Source organism: Streptomyces sp. TRM68367, from assembly GCF_014495685.1.
In the GTDB taxonomy this organism is placed as follows: Bacteria; Actinomycetota; Actinomycetes; order Streptomycetales; family Streptomycetaceae; genus Streptomyces.
In genome coordinates this window covers 1-16,273 of sequence record NZ_JACTVI010000140.1, presented here as the reverse complement: position 1 = coordinate 16,273, position 16,273 = coordinate 1, and the positions used below count along the sequence as shown (strand labels likewise).

Annotated in this window: 11 protein-coding genes and 4 pseudogenes; 9 read left to right on the top strand and 6 right to left on the bottom strand. The window is 71.4% G+C overall.

The window, feature by feature from the left end; genetic code table 11:
• The first annotated feature begins 1,025 nt into the window (after positions 1 to 1,025).
• The gene (locus tag H8R17_RS41480; RefSeq protein ID WP_187828367.1) at positions 1,026 to 2,393 is read left to right on the top strand and encodes a nucleobase:cation symporter-2 family protein; all 1,368 of its coding nucleotides are present in this window, start codon (positions 1,026 to 1,028) and stop codon (positions 2,391 to 2,393) included.
• On the opposite strand, the gene H8R17_RS41475 is transcribed toward H8R17_RS41480, so the two are convergent.
• Positions 2,316 to 2,672: a helix-turn-helix transcriptional regulator gene (locus tag H8R17_RS41475; protein ID WP_187828366.1), complete on the bottom strand. Its 357-nt coding sequence runs from the start codon at positions 2,670 to 2,672 to the stop codon at positions 2,316 to 2,318. The genes H8R17_RS41480 and H8R17_RS41475 overlap by 78 nt on opposite strands.
• 153 nt (positions 2,673 to 2,825) lie before the next feature.
• Here H8R17_RS41475 and H8R17_RS41470 point away from each other — a divergent pair, with 153 nt between their 5' ends.
• A complete protein-coding gene (locus H8R17_RS41470) occupies positions 2,826 to 3,905 on the top strand; it encodes an NADH:flavin oxidoreductase/NADH oxidase (protein ID WP_187828365.1) in 1,080 nt (359 codons plus the stop codon).
• A gap of 123 nt (positions 3,906 to 4,028) precedes the next feature.
• Here H8R17_RS41470 and H8R17_RS41465 read toward each other — a convergent pair.
• A pseudogene (locus H8R17_RS41465) lies at positions 4,029 to 5,349 on the bottom strand (PHB depolymerase family esterase).
• Between the two features lie 365 nt (positions 5,350 to 5,714).
• On the opposite strand from H8R17_RS41465, the gene H8R17_RS41460 reads away from it, so the two are divergent.
• Positions 5,715 to 6,497 carry a pectate lyase gene (locus H8R17_RS41460; protein WP_187828364.1) on the top strand — a complete coding sequence of 261 codons (783 nt, stop codon included), beginning with the start codon at positions 5,715 to 5,717 and terminating at the stop codon, positions 6,495 to 6,497.
• 62 nt (positions 6,498 to 6,559) lie between these two features.
• Here the strand turns inward: H8R17_RS41460 and H8R17_RS41455 are convergent.
• Positions 6,560 to 6,736 (bottom strand): annotated as a pseudogene (locus tag H8R17_RS41455) (PaaX family transcriptional regulator C-terminal domain-containing protein); the annotation flags it as partial.
• A 138-nt stretch (positions 6,737 to 6,874) separates the two neighbouring features.
• On the opposite strand from H8R17_RS41455, the pseudogene H8R17_RS48100 reads away from it, so the two are divergent.
• A pseudogene (locus H8R17_RS48100) lies at positions 6,875 to 7,120 on the top strand (HEAT repeat domain-containing protein); the annotation flags it as partial.
• A gap of 173 nt (positions 7,121 to 7,293) precedes the next feature.
• Here H8R17_RS48100 and H8R17_RS41450 read toward each other — a convergent pair.
• Positions 7,294 to 7,875 (bottom strand): hypothetical protein, encoded by a 582-nt coding sequence (locus H8R17_RS41450; RefSeq protein ID WP_187828363.1) that lies wholly within the window; start codon positions 7,873 to 7,875, stop codon positions 7,294 to 7,296.
• Positions 7,876 to 8,090: 215 nt separating this feature from the next.
• Here H8R17_RS41450 and H8R17_RS41445 point away from each other — a divergent pair, with 215 nt between their 5' ends.
• The 4 genes from H8R17_RS41445 to H8R17_RS41430 all read left to right on the top strand — a co-directional run bounded on the left by H8R17_RS41445 (position 8,091) and on the right by H8R17_RS41430 (position 12,123).
• Entirely contained in the window at positions 8,091 to 9,248 is a 1,158-nt protein-coding gene (locus tag H8R17_RS41445; RefSeq protein WP_187828362.1) for a sialidase family protein, read from the top strand.
• 122 nt (positions 9,249 to 9,370) lie between these two features.
• Complete coding sequence (locus tag H8R17_RS41440) at positions 9,371 to 10,048, top strand: uracil-DNA glycosylase (protein WP_187828361.1); 678 nt, start codon at positions 9,371 to 9,373, stop codon at positions 10,046 to 10,048.
• Positions 10,045 to 11,043 carry a BadF/BadG/BcrA/BcrD ATPase family protein gene (locus H8R17_RS41435; protein WP_187828360.1) on the top strand — a complete coding sequence of 333 codons (999 nt, stop codon included), beginning with the start codon at positions 10,045 to 10,047 and terminating at the stop codon, positions 11,041 to 11,043. The genes H8R17_RS41440 and H8R17_RS41435 overlap by 4 nt, the downstream gene beginning before the upstream one ends.
• A 147-nt stretch (positions 11,044 to 11,190) precedes the next feature.
• Complete coding sequence (locus H8R17_RS41430; RefSeq protein ID WP_187828359.1) at positions 11,191 to 12,123, top strand: sirohydrochlorin chelatase; 933 nt, start codon at positions 11,191 to 11,193, stop codon at positions 12,121 to 12,123.
• An 88-nt stretch (positions 12,124 to 12,211) separates the two neighbouring features.
• On the opposite strand, the gene H8R17_RS41425 is transcribed toward H8R17_RS41430, so the two are convergent.
• Entirely contained in the window at positions 12,212 to 13,246 is a 1,035-nt protein-coding gene (locus tag H8R17_RS41425; RefSeq protein ID WP_187828358.1) for a lactonase family protein, read from the bottom strand.
• An 88-nt stretch (positions 13,247 to 13,334) separates the two neighbouring features.
• The gene (locus tag H8R17_RS41420) at positions 13,335 to 14,873 is read right to left on the bottom strand and encodes an FUSC family protein (protein ID WP_187828357.1); all 1,539 of its coding nucleotides are present in this window, start codon (positions 14,871 to 14,873) and stop codon (positions 13,335 to 13,337) included.
• A gap of 443 nt (positions 14,874 to 15,316) precedes the next feature.
• Between H8R17_RS41420 and H8R17_RS41415 the strand changes: the two are divergent.
• Positions 15,317 to 16,273: pseudogene (locus H8R17_RS41415) on the top strand (transposase family protein); the annotation flags it as partial.

Sequence of the window (16,273 nt, the reverse complement as noted above, 5' to 3'; positions counted from 1 at the left end):
CAGCCCTGTCTGGCAAAGGGGAAGGAATCTGCCAGACACCAACCTCCCAACCAGACACACCGTAATTAAGCAGCGACACACCACTAGGGGCATCACTGGGCCGAGGCACAGTAAAGCTCCCCGACTGGCAGTCCCTCATGAACGCCGTGCGCAGTAGCGCCCCCTAGCTTGACTCTGTCGGGGATCTTGGCGTTTCCCGGTGCCGCCTGAGCATGATCAACGGGCATGCTCGGGGCTGTTCCGAAGGCCGATGTAGTTGTTGGGGTGTCGGTTGTCCCTCCGTCCCGGTTCCGGTGAGCAAGTCCCTTCTCTGACCGCGCAGATCGCGCGGGCGAGCAACCCGGACGGCACGACGGCGATATGGGTGCGGGACCGTTGGACACGCTGTGGCACGACGAGGACTTCGCCGGCTGGTACCCGCGCGACGGCCGTCCCGGGCTCTCGCCCGCCCAGCTGGCGAGGGGGTCAAGAAGGCCGGCTACCGGGTCCGCTACGCGAAATGAGGTGGCGTTGGTGATGCCCTGTTTGCATTGCTGGACCGGCTCGAGGAGTACTACGACGCGGTCCCGCGCCACGGCGCCCGTGTCGAGGACTACGGGCCGCTCACCTTGTTCGTGCGGGAAGGCCAGGGCTGGCCGTTCTATGCACGTCCTGCACGGGGATGGTCCGAACCGCTGGAAGCCACCGACGTGCAGAAGGTCCGTGCCCGCCAGCGGGAGCTGGGGATCCCGGAGAGATCGTCGGAGTCGGAACGCTCCCCGCCGCCCGCCGCCGCGGTCTCGCACTCGCGGTCCACGATGACGCCGGCGGCCGTCACACCGATCCTGTTGGCACAGGCCGCCACTTCGTCGAACTCGCCGCTACTACTTGATCCACTTCCGACACACGCCCTAAGGGGCTCGGGGCTGTATCGATATGCGGCTCCGCCGCGTGGGCGCGAGCAACCACACACCACCCGCACCCGAGACGAATCAGCAACACCCCCGAAATCAACAAACTGTTCAAGACGACCTACGGTCTGGGACATGCACCCCGTAGACGAAGTCCCACCCGCACGCCACCTCCTCGCCTTCGGCCTCCAACACGTACTCGCCATGTACGCCGGCGCCGTGGCCGTCCCCCTGATCGTCGGCGGCGCCATGAAGCTCCCACCCGCAGACCTGGCCTACCTGATCACCGCCGACCTGCTGGTGTGCGGCATAGCCACCCTCATCCAGTGCATCGGCTTCTGGCGCTTCGGCGTACGGCTGCCGATCATGCAGGGCTGCACCTTCGCCGCCGTATCCCCGATGGTGCTCATCGGCACGACAGGCGGCGGCCTCCCTGCGATCTACGGCTCCGTGATCGTCGCCGGCCTCGCCATCGTCCTGCTCGCCCCGGTCTTCGGAAAACTGCTCCGCTTCTTCCCACCCCTCGTCACCGGCACGGTGATCCTGATCATCGGCGTCTCGCTGCTCCCGGTGGCGGGCAACTGGGCGGCAGGCGGCGCGGGTTCACCGGACTTCGGCGAGCCGAAGAACCTCGCACTGGCGGCCTTCGTCCTGGCGGTCGTGCTGGCCGTTCAACGCTTCGCCCCGCCCTTCCTCGGCCGCGTCGCCGTACTGACCGGCATGGCCGTCGGACTCGCGGTCGCCGTCCCCTTCGGCTTCACGGACTTCGCCGGAGTCGGCGACGCCGACTGGCTGGGGATCAGCACGCCGTTCCACTTCGGGGCACCGACGTTCGAGGCCTCGGCGATCATCTCCATGCTCGTGGTGGCGCTGGTGACCATGACCGAGACGACCGGTGACTTCATCGCGGTCGGCGAGATGACCGGGCGCAAGGTCGAGCCGCGTTCCCTCTCGGACGGCCTGCGCGCCGACGGCCTGTCCACCGTCCTCGGCGGCGTGTTCAACACCTTCCCGTACACGGCGTTCGCCCAGAACGTGGGCCTGGTCGGGATGACCCGGGTGCGCAGCCGCTGGGTGGTCGCCGCCGCGGGCGGCATCCTCGTCCTGCTCGGTCTGCTGCCCAAGCTGGGCGCGGTGGTGGCGACGATCCCGGCGCCCGTGCTGGGCGGTGCGGGTCTGGTGATGTTCGGGACGGTCGCCGCGAGCGGTCTGCGGACACTGGCCGAGGTCGACTTCAGGGGCAACCACAACCTGACGGTCGTGGCTGTCTCGGTGGCGGTCGGCGTGCTGCCGGTCGGGGTGCCGACGGTCTACGAGAAGTTCCCGGACTGGTTCCAGACGGTGATGAACAGCGGCATCAGCGCGGGGTGCCTGACGGCGATCGTGCTGAACCTGCTCTTCAACCACCTGCCCGCACGGGGCGGTTCAGCCGCCGAGCCGGGCGGCCTGCCGGGCGGCGGCGTCGAGGAGAGTGTCGAGAAGTCCCGGGAAGAGGCCGTCTAGGTCGTCGCGGCGCAGGCCGTTCATCTTGGCCGTGCCCCGGTACACCTGCCGGATCACGCCGCTCTCGCGCAGCACCCGGAAGTGGTGCGTGGTGGTGGACTTGGTGACCGGCAGGTCGAAGTGCGAACAGGACAGCTCGGCACTCTCGGCGGCCAGCTCGCGCACGATCCGCAGCCGCATGGGGTCGGACAGCGCGTGCAGCACGGTCTCCAGCCGGATCTCCTCCCGCGCCGGGTGCGGCAGGTCGCGGCTGCTGGGGGCGGGGGCGGCGGTCGTCACGGCGGCTCCACATTCGTCCGGGAGCCCCCATTGTACGAGGGCTCTCGTATTTCTCGACTCTCTTGTACGAGACCTCTCGTAGTTTGACGGATGGCGTACTACGATGCCTATCGTATGAGTCGACCACCGGTCCCGTGACGAATGGAGTCCGCCGTGAGTGCGCTCTTCGAGCCCTACACCCTGCGCGATGTGACGATCCCCAACCGGGTGTGGATGCCGCCCATGTGCCAGTACTCGGCCGCGCCCGCGGGCCCGGAGGCGGGCGCGCCCACCGACTGGCACTTCGCGCACTACGCGGCCCGCGCGACCGGCGGCACGGGCCTGATCATCGTCGAGGCCACCGCCGTCGGCCCCGAGGGCCGGATCTCCCCGTACGACCTCGGCATCTGGAACGACACCCAGGTCGAGGCGCTGCACCGGATCACCCGCTTCCTCGCGGCGCAGGGCACAGTGCCGGCCATCCAGCTCGCGCACGCCGGCCGCAAGGCGTCGACCGACCAGCCCTGGAAGGGCGGCGCGCCGGTGGGTCCGCAGGCGTACGGATGGCAGCCGTACGCCCCCAGCGCGCTCGCGTTCGACGAGCGGCACCCCGTGCCGGACGAGCTGACAGTGGATCAGATCCGGGAGATCGTCGGCCAGTTCGGGGACGCGGCCCGCCGTGCGCTCGCCGCCGGGTTCGAGATCGCCGAGATCCACGGCGCCCACGGCTACCTGATCAACGAGTTCCTCTCCCCGCACTCCAACCACCGCACCGACGCCTACGGCGGCTCGTACGGGAACCGCACCCGGTTCGCCCTCGAGGTGGTCGACGCCGTACGGGAGGTGTGGCCGGACGACAAGCCGCTGATCTTCCGGATCTCCGCGACCGAGTGGCTGGACGAGGGCGGCTGGACGGCGGACGACACCGTCCGCTTCGCCGCCGGTCTGCGGGCCCACGGCGTCGACCTGCTCGACGTCTCCACCGGCGGCAACGCCTCCGGCGTCCGTATCCCCGTCGGCCCCGGCTACCAGGTGCCCTTCGCCGCGCGGGTGCGCAGCGAGTCGGGGCTGCCGGTGGCCGCGGTGGGGTTGATCACCGAGGTCGAACAGGCCGAGAAGATCGTGGCCAACGGCGAGGCGGACGCCGTCCTGCTGGGCCGCGAACTGCTCCGCAACCCGTCGTGGGCACGGCACGCCGCCCGGGAACTCGGCGGCGAGGTGCGGGTGCCGGACCAGTACCACCGGTCCGTCTGAGCCGGGGGCTCGCGGCCGGGCCAAGTAGGCGGTGAGGCTGGTCAGCAGAACTGAGGAGGGCGCCATGAGCGTACTGATCCGCCCACCGGGTGGCCGGAAGCCCGCCTCCGGCCACCGGCACCGTCAAGCAGCGGTGCACGCCGTCCCGTTGAGGGTGAAGCCGCCCGCGGTCGCACGGTTTCCGCCATGGCTCGCCTGGTAGCCGATGCTCACGCTCGCGCCCGGCGCGATCGTCCCGTTGTACGACATGTTGGCGGCCGTCACCGCGCCGGAGGCCGGCGTGTACGTCGCGCCCCAGCCACCGGTGATCGTCTGGCCGGCGGGCAGGGTGAAGACGAGTTTCCAGCCGTTGATCGCCGTCGTGCCGGTGTTGGTGAGGGTCAGCGAGGCCGTCAGACCGTGTTCCAGGCGTTGGTGGTGGCCGTCACCTTGCAGGTGCCCGGCTGCGGCTGGGGCGCCGGCCCGAGCTGTCGAGGCCGAAGAACGTGAGCACCCGGGACGCCATGCCCTGGGCGTACAGGTTGTGCCCGACGCCCTGGAGGCTGATGGCCTCCACCGGGGCCCGGTCACCCGTGCCGCCGTAGCGCGTGCGGTTCCAGCCGGGCTGCGGCGAGTCGGTGCCGGACGGGGTCCGGGAGACGCCGTGCACGTTCGTCCACTGCTTGATCTCCTCCCCGAAGTTGGGGTAGCGCAGCACGTCGTCCTGGGTACCGTGCCACAGCTGCATGCGCGGCCGCGGGCCGGTGTATCCGGGGTACGCGCCGCGGACCAGGTCCCCCCAGGCCTGCGGGGTGCGGGTCACGGTCCCGTTCGCGCACGCGCTGTTCCACTCGGAGCCGTCGGTGGTAGCGAAGCAGCCGAACGGGACGCCCGAGAACGCGGCGCCCGCCGCGAACACGTCGGGGTAGTCGCCGAGCAGGACGTTGGTCATCATCGCGCCGGAGGAGATACCGGTGGCGAACACCCGGCTCGTGTCCGCGTCGTAGGTGCGCGTGACCCAGTCGATCATGGACTTGATGCCGACCGGGTCGCTTCCGCCGCCGCGGCGCAGCGCCCGCGGCGAGGAGACGTCGAAGCACTTGCTGCTGCGGGTGACGGACGGGTACAGGACGATGAACCCGTACCGGTCGGCCAGCGTGTCGTACTCGGTGCCGTTGAACATGTCCGGCCCGGATCCCGTACACCAGTGCACCGCGGCCACGACCGCCGGGTTGGGGGTGACGTTGTCCGGCACGTACAGGTACATCCGCAGGTTGCTGGGGTTGGCGCCGAAGTCCGTGACCTCGGTGAGGGTCGCGGTGGGCACGGCCGCGGCGCCGTCCCGGGCGGCGGCAGCGGGCGCGGTGAGCACGGTCGCCGCGAGCAGCGGCACCAGGGCCGCGAGGAGCGCCAGCAGGGTCCGGCGCAGGGGTCTGCGCGCCGTAGCGCGGGGGGTGGTGGACATCGTTGTCCCTTTCTGAGGCGACTCGGGGACTAACGGGAGAGCAATCGTGGCATGGGCATGGATGCCATGGAAGCGCTCCCACAACTCTTCATGGCCATGACCAGGACTGTCCGAATAAGTTCTACGAGAGGCGTTGACTAGAAAGCGCTTGCCACCTACGTTCCGTTCAGAAGTGTGACCGGCCTGACCTAGCCGGGCCCACAAATAGCCACGCCGCTTCTGCGTGTGTTCAATATGACACACACAGGTCACATATATGCACAACCAGCCCCCTGACGGAAGCGCGAGCCGGCACCTTCGCAGGGAGGCTCTGACACCTCGTCACCGCACAACAACCCCTCACATCACGACAGAAGGAACGGGACATGACTTCTGCGACACGTCCGCGCACCCGCGGGCGCGCACTGACCGGCGTGCTGGCCGCGCTCGGCGTCTCGATTGGCATGATCATGACGACCAGTGCCGGCACGGCGAGCGCGGCCAACTGGCCCACCCCCAACGGCAGCGAGGGCGTCTCGAAGACCATCCCGGTCTCGGGCATCAAGGACTACGGGATGAAGCGCCTCTACGGCACGGGGGACCTGGCCGGGGACGGCCAGGAGGAGGGCCAGGACCCGATCCTCAAGCTCTCGGACGGCGCGGTGGTGAAGAACCTCATCATCGGCAAGCCCGGCGCCGACGGCATCCACTGCTCGGGCAGCTGCACGCTGCAGAACGTCTGGTGGGAGGACGTCGGCGAGGACGCCGCCACCTTCCGGGGCGGCTCCACCTACACCGTGACCGGCGGCGGCGCCAAGAAGGCCGCCGACAAGGTTTTCCAGCACAACGGGCCCGGCACCGTGAACATCTCCAACTTCGCCGTCAGCGAGTTCAAGACGCTGTACCGCTCCTGCGGCGACTGCTCCACGCAGCACACACGCAAGGTGAACCTCAACAACATCGAGGTGACCGGAACGGGCTCCACCGCACGGCTCGTCGGCATCAACGTCAACCGCAACGACGTGGCAACGCTGCGCAAGATCACGATCCTGAACGACAGCGGCCGGAAGGTCGTCCCCTGCCAGAAGTACAACAACAACGACGCCGTCGGGTCCGGCCCCGACGGCAAGAACTGCCTGTACTCCAACTCGGACATCACCTACAGGTAGTCCCCCACGGTGAAGGCGGCCGTACGAAGCGTCCCTGCACGGCTCTTCGTACGGCCGCCGCCTCACGTCCCGCGCTCCTGCGCCCGCACCGAACGCATCATCTCCCGCTGGTAGTCGGTGTAACTGCTGCGCAGAGCGGCACCGGGCCAGTCGGCGGACAGCAACTGCGGGGGCAGCACGGGGCCGGTGAGCAGGTGGCGTACGACGGCCGCGAAGGCGGTGAGGCGGTCGGCCGGGCGCGGTGATCACGACCCACGCGCGCGTGGGACGGCGACTGGCAGGCCGGTTCGCGCTCTGTCGCCGGGCGATTCCGCTTCGTTGTCAGTGCCGTGGTGCAGACTCCCTGGGCAGGTGCCACTTCACCCGGGGAGGACAGCTTGTGCACGGGGATCGACGAGGTCGACTGGGCCTCGCTGCGGCATGCGTACGGCAGCGCGGAGGACGTGCCCGGACTGCTCAAGGGCCTGGTCTCCGCCGACCCGGCCGAGCGGGGGAGAGCGCTGGACGGGATGTACGGCGCCGTGCACCACCAGGGGGACGTGTACGACTCGACGCTCGCCTGCGTTCCGTTTCTCTTCGCGCTCGCCGCCCGTGAAGAGGTGCGGGACCGGGGCGGCATCGTGGTCGGCGGGGACGGCGAGAGCACGACCTGCTCCGCGCGGAACTCGCCGCGCCACGACGGCACCTGGCAGGCCCCGGCGGGTACCGCAGCCATGACGTGTACGAGAGCGGCTGTTGCGAGTGGGCCGGGAGGTACCGGTGAGCGGGTAGGCGCAGGTACCGCCGGCGGTGGCCGTCAGCCCGTCATCCGCCCCCACAGCGGACCGAAGCGGGCCCACTCCGCGTCCCACTGGTCCATGCGGCGGCGTTCCAGGCGGCCCCGCAGGAGATGGCCGCCGAAGAGGGGCACGGACGCGGCGCTCACGCCGCCCACGATGCCGATCAGCACGGCCCGCACGTTGGCCTGGGACGCGGTGGCGGGCCTGGTCACCAGGCGGCCCTGCGGGTCGGTCCAGACGGTGACCGGGGTGCCTTGCTCGCTGCCGGCCGGGACCCGGACCTGGCCGGAGTGCGAGGAGCCGTCCACGGCGGTCCACCGCGCCTTCGCCCACACGTGCGTGGCCTCGGACCGGGATCCGTTCGCCGGGGTGCCCGGCGCCGGCTCGGCGAGCCGTGCCACGGTGGGACGCCACTCGACGCGTTCCCGGGCCAGCCCGTGCTCGACGGACCGGCTCACTGCCAGACCGGCCAGCACCCCGGCGAGGACCGTGAGCACACCGGCACCGAGCACCACCCAGGCCTCCACCTTGTCGGCGCGGCGTTTGAGCGGATTGCACCGCCAGCGCCACAGCCACACCTTCGGACCACGTAGCGTCATCGAAGGCTTCCTCCTCATGACCGCACGACCATCCCGGACCGTCCTCCCATACGGCGGCAGGCGCCTGGATGCTCACGGCACGTACCTCATTCCGACGGTGCCATGCGTCACTCGCCCGCGCAGCCGCTTGCCGGAACAGCTCCCCGGGATCCCCGCCCAGGATCGCCGACACCATCTTTGACCTGCGGCGGAGCCTGCTCCAGAGGTGACTGTCAGTGCCGGGGTGCAGACTGGCCGATGACCGAGAGAAAGGCGTCGACGAGGACGCCGCGGAGGTGATCGGCATGACCGAGGTACTGCTCGCCGTGGGCACCCGCAAGGGCCTGTTCATCGGGCGCCGGCGAGGCGGTGGCACGTGGGAGTTCGACGAGAGTCCCTACTTCAACGCACAGGCCGTCTATTCGTTCGCCATCGACACCCGCGGCGCCACCCCGCGGCTGCTGGCCGGCGGCGACAGCGCGCACTGGGGCCCGTCCGTGTTCCACTCCGACGACCTGGGCCGGACCTGGACGGAGCCGTCCCGGCCGGCCGTGAAGTTCCCCCAGGACACCGGGGCTTCGCTGGAGCGGGTGTGGCAGTTGCACCCGGCCGCGGCGGAACGGGACGTGGTGTACGCGGGCACGGAGCCGGCCGCGCTGTACCGCTCGGAGGACCGCGGGGAGACCTTCGAGCTGATCCGGCCTCTGTGGGAGCACCCGACGCGGTCGAAGTGGGTGCCGGGCGGCGGCGGTGAGGGCCTGCACACGGTGCTCACCGACCAGCGCGACGCGCGCGCGGTGACGGTGGCCGTCTCGACGGCCGGAGTGTTCCGCACGTCCGACGGCGGGGCGAGCTGGGCCCCGTCCAACTCCGGTGTCTCCGCGGTGTTCCTGCCGGATCCGAACCCGGAGTTCGGGCAGTGCGTGCACAAGGTCGCACGGGACTCGGCGAACCCGGACCGGCTGTACCTGCAGAACCACTGGGGCGTGTACAGAAGCGACGACGCGGGCGGGCACTGGACGGACATCGGCGAGGGACTGCCGTCCACGTTCGGCTTCGCGGCGGCGGCGCATCCGCACCGCGGGGACACGGCGTACGTGTTCCCGATCAACGCCGACTCGGACCGGGTGCCGGCCGGCCGGCGCTGCCGGGTCTTCCGCACGGCGGACGCGGGCAGGACCTGGGAGCCGCTCACGGCGGGGCTGCCGCAGGAGGACCACTACGGCACGGTGCTGCGGGACGCGATGAGCACGGACGACGCGGACCCGGCGGGCGTGTACTTCGGCAACCGCAACGGCGAGGTGTACGCCTCGGCCGACGACGGCGACAGCTGGCAGCTGCTCGCCTCGCACCTGCCGGACGTGCTGTGCGTGCGGGCGGCTGTCGTCGGATGAGGGGCGGGTGAGGGTGCGTCAGGTCCCGGCCGTGGATTGCGCCGGGGCCTTGGCCTCCCGTTGCGTCAGGGCCTTGGCCACCGGTTGTCGGCCGCTGCCGTTACGGCAGTAGGGTGACGCCCGTGGCATCACGACCCTTGCATGAAATCGTCGAAGCGGGCTGGGCGAAGGCTCTGGAACCGGTGGCCGACCGGATCGCCGCGATGGGGGACTTCCTGCGCGCGGAGATCACCGCGGGACGCACCTATCTGCCGGCCGGGCCGAACGTCCTGCGGGCCTTCCAGCAACCCTTCGACGACGTCCGCGTCCTGATCGTCGGACAGGATCCGTACCCGACCCCGGGACATGCGGTGGGGCTGTCCTTCTCGGTCGCGCCGGACGTGCGTCCGCTGCCGGGCAGCCTCATCAACATCTTCCGGGAGCTGAACACGGACCTGGGGCTGCCCCAGCCGTCCAACGGTGACCTGACACCGTGGACGCAGCAGGGCGTGCTGCTGCTCAACAGGGCGCTCACCACCGCCCCGCGCAGCCCCGCCGCTCATCGGGGCAAGGGCTGGGAGGAGGTCACCGAGCAGGCCATCCGGGCCCTGGCGGGGCGCGGCAAGCCTCTCGTCTCCATCCTGTGGGGCCGTGACGCCCGGAACCTGCGCCCGCTGCTGGGCAGCCTGCCCTCGGTGGAATCCGCCCACCCATCCCCCATGTCCGCCGACCGCGGCTTCTTCGGGTCGCGCCCGTTCAGCCGCGCCAACGACCTGCTGATGCAGCAGGGCGGCCAACCGGTGGACTGGCGCCTGCCGTGACCGGCTCCGCGGGCTACCTCGCCGTCGACTCGGGAGGCTCCGGTCTGCGGGTCGTGGCCGGGTCGGCGGATCGTGGCGCGGCGGCCCGGCGGGAGTCACGCGAGCCCGTGCGCACCGGAGAGCGCGGCCTCGACCCCGGGCATCTGCTGGAGCAACTGGTGCCGATGGCACGGGCGCTGACCGCCGAGGCCGGGGTGGCGCGGCTCGACACGGTCGCCGTCGGGGCGGCGGGGATGGCCTCGCTGGGCGATGCCCTGAGCGCCGAACTGCCCGGCGCGCTGGCCCGCGAGCTGGGCGTGCGGACGGTTGCGCTGGCCGCCGACGCCGTCACCGCCTATGCGGGCGCGCTCGGGGCGCGGCCGGGCGCGGTGATCGCCGCCGGTACGGGTCTGATCGCGGTGGGCACGGATCTGACCGGCTGGCGTCGCGCGGACGGCTGGGGTCATCTGCTCGGCGACTGCGGCGGCGGTGCCTGGATCGGGCAGGCCGGTCTGGAGGCCGCGCTGCGCGCCCACGACGGGCGGGAGGGCGGCTCCGCACGGCTACTGGCCTGCGCCGAGGAGATGTTCGGGCCGGCGGCGGGCCTGCCCGGTGCCGTGTACCCCCGCGCGGACCGGCCCGCCGTGCTCGCCTCCTTCGCGCCGCGGGTGGCCGCCTGCGCGGACGGCGACCCGGTCGCCGCCGGCATCCTGCGTGCCGCCGCCGCGCACATGGCCGACTCCGCCGCCGCCGTGTGCCCGGCCACGGGCGAGCCCGCGGTCGCCTTCACCGGCGGCCTGTTCGGGCTGGGGGACCCGCTGCTCGTACCGCTGGAGGAGGAGGTGGCCAAGCGGCTGCCGCACGTTCGGCGGGTGCCCGCCGAGGGCGATCCGCTGCACGGCTCGGTCCGCATCGCGGCCGGTCTGGCGGCCGGTGCGCTCACTCTGCCGAGTGACGAAAGGCTGCTGAGCGTGACGACCACGGAAGTGGTCGCGGGCGGCCGGGCGCGCGCCTGATACCAGTCACAAGCCGCCTCGACTGTGCAGAAAAGGTGACGATCACTTCCGATCCGCGCGTAACTCAACAGACATATCCGGACGGATACCGCTCACCTGCACCCTCCCCGAACAGGGGAGCCCAAGAAGCCAGTAACATGCGGCGCCATGAGTTCCCCCACTGGGCCCGCGTCCGGCCTGCCAGTACGAATGCCGCGCCCCCGCCAGCCCGGACGGCACCGCCGTCCCGAGCCGCTGGCGGCTCCCGATGGCGCGCCCGCGCTCGTCCTCGCGGTGCCGGGCCCGCCGAGCAGCACCACGCGCAGCCTGGTCGAGGAGGTCGTGAGCATCGCCCGCTCCGAGCTGCCCGGCCTCGATGCCCGGATCGGGTACCTCGACGGGGACGACGCCGAACTCTCGGAGTATCCGACGCTCCAGTCGGTGCTGGTGCACGCCGCCGAGGAGCGCGCGGCCCGTTACGAGCAGGCGCGCGCGGCCGGTGTGGAGGTGAAGGAGCCCGACGGTCCCGTGGCCGTCGTCGTGCCGCTGCTCGCCGGCCCGGACAGCGCGCTGATGCGCGTCATCCGCCAGGCCGTGATGGACAGCCGGGTCGCGGCCGACCTGACCGATGTACTGGGCCCGCACCCGCTGCTCGCCGAGGCGCTGCACGTGCGACTGTCCGAGGCCGGTCTGGCCCGCGCCGACCGCGCCCGCCTGTTCACCGTGGCGACCGCGGCGGACGGCATCATCCTGGCGTCCGTCGGCGGTGACGAGGCGGTGCAGGCGGCCGGGATCACCGGCATGCTGCTCGCCGCGCGCCTCGCCGTGCCGGTGATGGCGGCGGCCCTGGACCAGGAGGGCTCGATCTCGTCCGTGGCCGACCAGCTGCGGAACTCGGGCTCGCAGCAGCTGGCGCTCGCGCCGTACCTGATCGGGCCGGAGATCGACCAGGCGCTGATCGAGGAGGCCGCCAAGGAGGCGGGCTGCTCGGCCGCCGAGGCGCTCGGCCCGTACCCGGCGATCGGCAAGCTGGCCCTGGCCAAGTACACGACCGCGCTGGGGATCACCCCGCAGCAGCCGCAGGGCATGCCGGTGCGCTGACGCGCGCACGGCGGACGCAGCCGTACGACCGAAAGGGCCCGCTCCGGGACGGGAGCGGGCCCTTCGTCGTGCCGGGCGGAGGTCCGGCTCAGCCGAGGATCACGCAGGACGCCGCAGGCACCCTGACCGAGCCGCCGCGCCGGGGCACGCCGGTGTGCGGGTCGACGGCGAACCAGGTCACGTCGCCGGAGCGCTCGTTCGCCACGTAGAGGAAGCCGCCCGCCTCGGCGAGCGCCCGGGGCCAGTGGCCGCCGCAGGGCACCGTCGTGACCAGCCGCAGGGCCTCGCCCTCGACGGCGAACACGGAGAGCACGTCCTCGCCGCGCGTGGCGGTCCACACGAAGCGGCCGTCGGGCGAGGCGGCGATGCCCGACGGGTAGGCGTCCCCGGCCGGCGCGGCGGGCAGGACCGGCGTCTCGGCCAGCGGCTTGAGCGAGCCGTCGGCACCGTCCCAACGGCAGACGGTGACGGTGGGCGTCAGTTCGTTGAGGACGTAAGCCCCCTGGCCGTCCGGGTGGAAGACCAGGTGGCGGGGCCCCGAGCCGGGCCGCAGCGCGATCTCCTGGTGCAGCCCCGGGACGCCGTCGGCCAGCATGCACACCCGCACCGAGTCCGTGCCGAGGTCGACGCTGACCGCCCACCGGCCGCTCGGGTCGGGCTGCACCTGGTGCGCGTGCGGCCCCTGCTGGCGCGGGCTGTGCGGGCCGGAGCCGGTGTGCTGGAGGACGCCGGACGCGGACCGGGCGAGCGTGCCGTCGGGGCGGACGGGGACGGCGGTGACGCTGCCGGAGCCGTAGTTGGCGGTCAGGACGTGTCCGGCGAACACGCTGAGATGGGTCGGCCCGTCCCCGCCGACCGGCACCAGCGGGCCGGCCGGCTCCGGCGTGTCCCCGGTGACGCGATACGCGGCCACCGCGCCGTCGGCCGTCTCACTGACCGAGTAGAGCGTGTCCCCGTCGGGCGACAGGGCCAGGTACGCGGGGTCGGGTACGGCGTCCACGCTGCTCAGGACGGTCAGCGCGCCGCTGTCCGGGGCGACGGCCGCCGTCACGATGCCTGGGCCGCCGGCCGCCGTGAACGACCCGATGAACGCCCGCCGCTGCCGCCTGCCGCTGTCTGCCACCGCTGGCCCCTCTCGTCGTGTGCCGTCCGGGGTGACGGTAGCAGTCGATCACGGAAGGTCTAGACCAAGTGTGCGTCGGCGCGCCTTCTCAGGAAGTCCCCACCAACGGCGACCGCGGCGATGTCCGCAGCGGCATCGCGAGTTCCGTCAGGGCCCGTTCCAGGCCGTGCAGATGGGCCAGTGCGGGTTCCGTCGCCGACGGGCCGTCCGCGTGAGCCGGGACGTCCCGGCCGCCGGTGAGCGCCTCGACCGCGGTCTCCACGCGCCAGCAGGCAGCGGCCAGACGGGCGTCGTGCGACGCGACAGGATCGCCGGCAACGGACACCAGACCCCGCACTTCGCGAGCGCAGTCGTCGAGCAGCTCAATGACCCGGCGGGCACGGGCTTTCCGAGCACGGAAGGGAGTCAAAGGGTGCATCAACGGGGCAAGTGCCATCCGTACCCGGCCGAGCAGCAATGCCAGTTCGGCAGCGTGCGGGGCCGGGTCTCCCTTCGGGTCTCCAGCGAGGCGAGCGGTCGCTTCGGCGGTGGTCGCGTGGACGCAGTGCAGTGCCCGCTGGATCCAGGCATCGGTCGTGGCGTGCGTGGTGACCGGCAGGACGAGGGCCACGGCCAGCGCGGCACACAGCGCGCCCACACCGGTCTCTGCAAGACGGAGCCCGAGCAGGCCGGGGTCCAGCACGCCCAGCAGGCCGTATAGCAAGCTGACCATAACCGTCACTGCCAGCATCATCCAGGAATACGAGACGGCGGCGGTGTAGAAGATGCCGAAGACACAGACGGCAACCAGGGCGGCCGTCGGCGCGGGCGCGCCATGCAGCGGGATGGCGACGAGCAGACCGACGGCGATACCGATCACAGTTCCGACGACCCGGCGGAAACCGCGGATCAGGGTTTCGCCGCGAGAAGCCGTGTTGACGAAGATCCACCAGACAGTACCGACGGCCCAGTACCAGCGCTCTTCGGAGAGCAGCTGCCCGACCAGAAGCGCGAGAGTCGAGGCGGCAGTGGCCTGGAAGGCTTGCCGGGTGGTGGGCCGCGCCAATCCGATGCCGGGCAGGGCCGGCGGGGCTGCCGCAGGTGGGGTGTGACGCTCGATGGGCCAGAGCACGAAGCGCGTGGCGCCGGCCACGGAGAGGGCAAGGCCCACGGCGGTGTACAGCTCGGGCAGCTGAGCGGGAACCGCGTGCAGGAACTGCGCGATGAAGAAGTTCATGAACGCGAAGATCCCGAGCGCGTGGCCTCGCGGGCCCCAGCGGCGGGCATAGGCCCCACAGAAGACGACGGCCAGGAACGCGGCGTCACGGGCCGGGGTGATGCCGTGCAGTGTGGTGGCAAGCGCCAGAACGGGGAAGCCGGCGATCGGAAGCAGGGCGGTGGTGATCCGCTGGTCACGGACGGTCGCATCGGTGACCGTGAAGAGGGCGAGCAGTGCCGCGAGCCCTCCGGTGATCGATGCGGTGAGCGATAGCCCGCAGAGTTCGGAAACGGCGACGGCGGCAGCGACACCGACGACAGCGCGGGTCGCGTTCCCCAGCCTCAAGCGCCCCGGGTCCGGAGCCACGAACGTCCTCTTCACGGCGGTGCGCCGCCCCCTCGCGGTGGTATGCGCCCTGCCCACGGTCATCCCGGGTGGCGGACAACGAGCAGGCACGACGAAGGCACCGCGGTCCGGACCCGGCCTCGTCGCCGTCCGGCGCTACGCGGCGCCGAAGTACATGGATAGGACAAAGATAACCACCTCGGGACCCAATGGCTCAACTGTCGTCCCATTGACTGTGCCAACGGCACAGCCGATCAGCCTCGACGTCGACCGATGGGAGGCCAATGGATCAGACTTCACCCAGGCCCTGGGCAGCACCTGACCTACTCCACCGGACTCTGGCAGCCACGCACCACGCCCATCTGCAATCTCACGGCGACTTCCGCCGCCTCTCACTCGGCCGGCTCCCCGACGATTGCGAAGACGCACCCGATTCCGGCTCACAGCGAGCCAATCTGTCCAGCGCCCGTGAACCGACCGCCCATGGACACCGAACCTGTGGCGGACCGACCGTATATAGCAGCGGACTGTCGGCCCTCGTCATCGAGGGTGTGACGGACGAGGGCGAGGTCATCCGGGTGTCGGGCTCGGATCCGGGACGATCCGGTGTCGGGCTCGGATCCGGGACGATCCGGTGCCGTGCCCGGGTTGCGGGCAGCCGACGGGGCGGGTGCATGGCTTCCACGGGCGGGTGGTCGCGGACGTGCCAGTGGACGGACGGCGGGTCGTGGCGTCGGTGCGGGTCCAGCGCCTGGTCTGCCCGGTGCTCGGCTGTCCGCGGCAGACGTTCCGCGAGCAGGTTCCCAGTGTCGTGGAGCGCTACCAGCTCCGCACCAACCGCCTGGCCACGGCTCCGGCTCCTACGGCGAGGCGATCCGTCAGGCCCTCCCCGAAGCGGTGCAGGTCAGCGACAGGTGGCACCTGTGGAGCAGCCTGTGCGGCAAGGCCCTGGCCGAGGTCCGCTCCCACGCCGCCTGCTGGGCCACCGCCGTGAACCCCGCCCGGCCCGGGGGCGTACGCGAGCAGACCACCCGCGAGCGCTGGCAGCGGGTTCACCATCTGCTCGACCAAGGCGTCGGCCTCCTCGAATGCGCCCGCCGCCTCGATGTCGCCCTGAACACCGTCAAGCGGTACGCCCGCATGAAGGAGCCCACCGCAGAGCGCCGCGCACCCCGCTACAAGCCCACGCTCGTCGACCCCTACCGCGACCACCTGCGCACCCGCCGCGCGCAAGACCCGGCCGTCCCCGTCCTCCAACTCTTCCGGGAGATCAAGGAGCTGGGATACACCGGCAGCCTCAACCTGCTCTACCGCTACATCACCCAGGGCCGCGCCGAGGGCGACAAGCCGGTCACCACCCCGCAGCGCTTCGCCCGGCTCCTGCTCACCCGCCCCAAGAACCTGCGCGACAAGGACACCGCACTCCTGCGGGAACTCACCAAAGCCTGCCCCGAGATGGCCGAACTCGCCCGCCTCACCGGCGA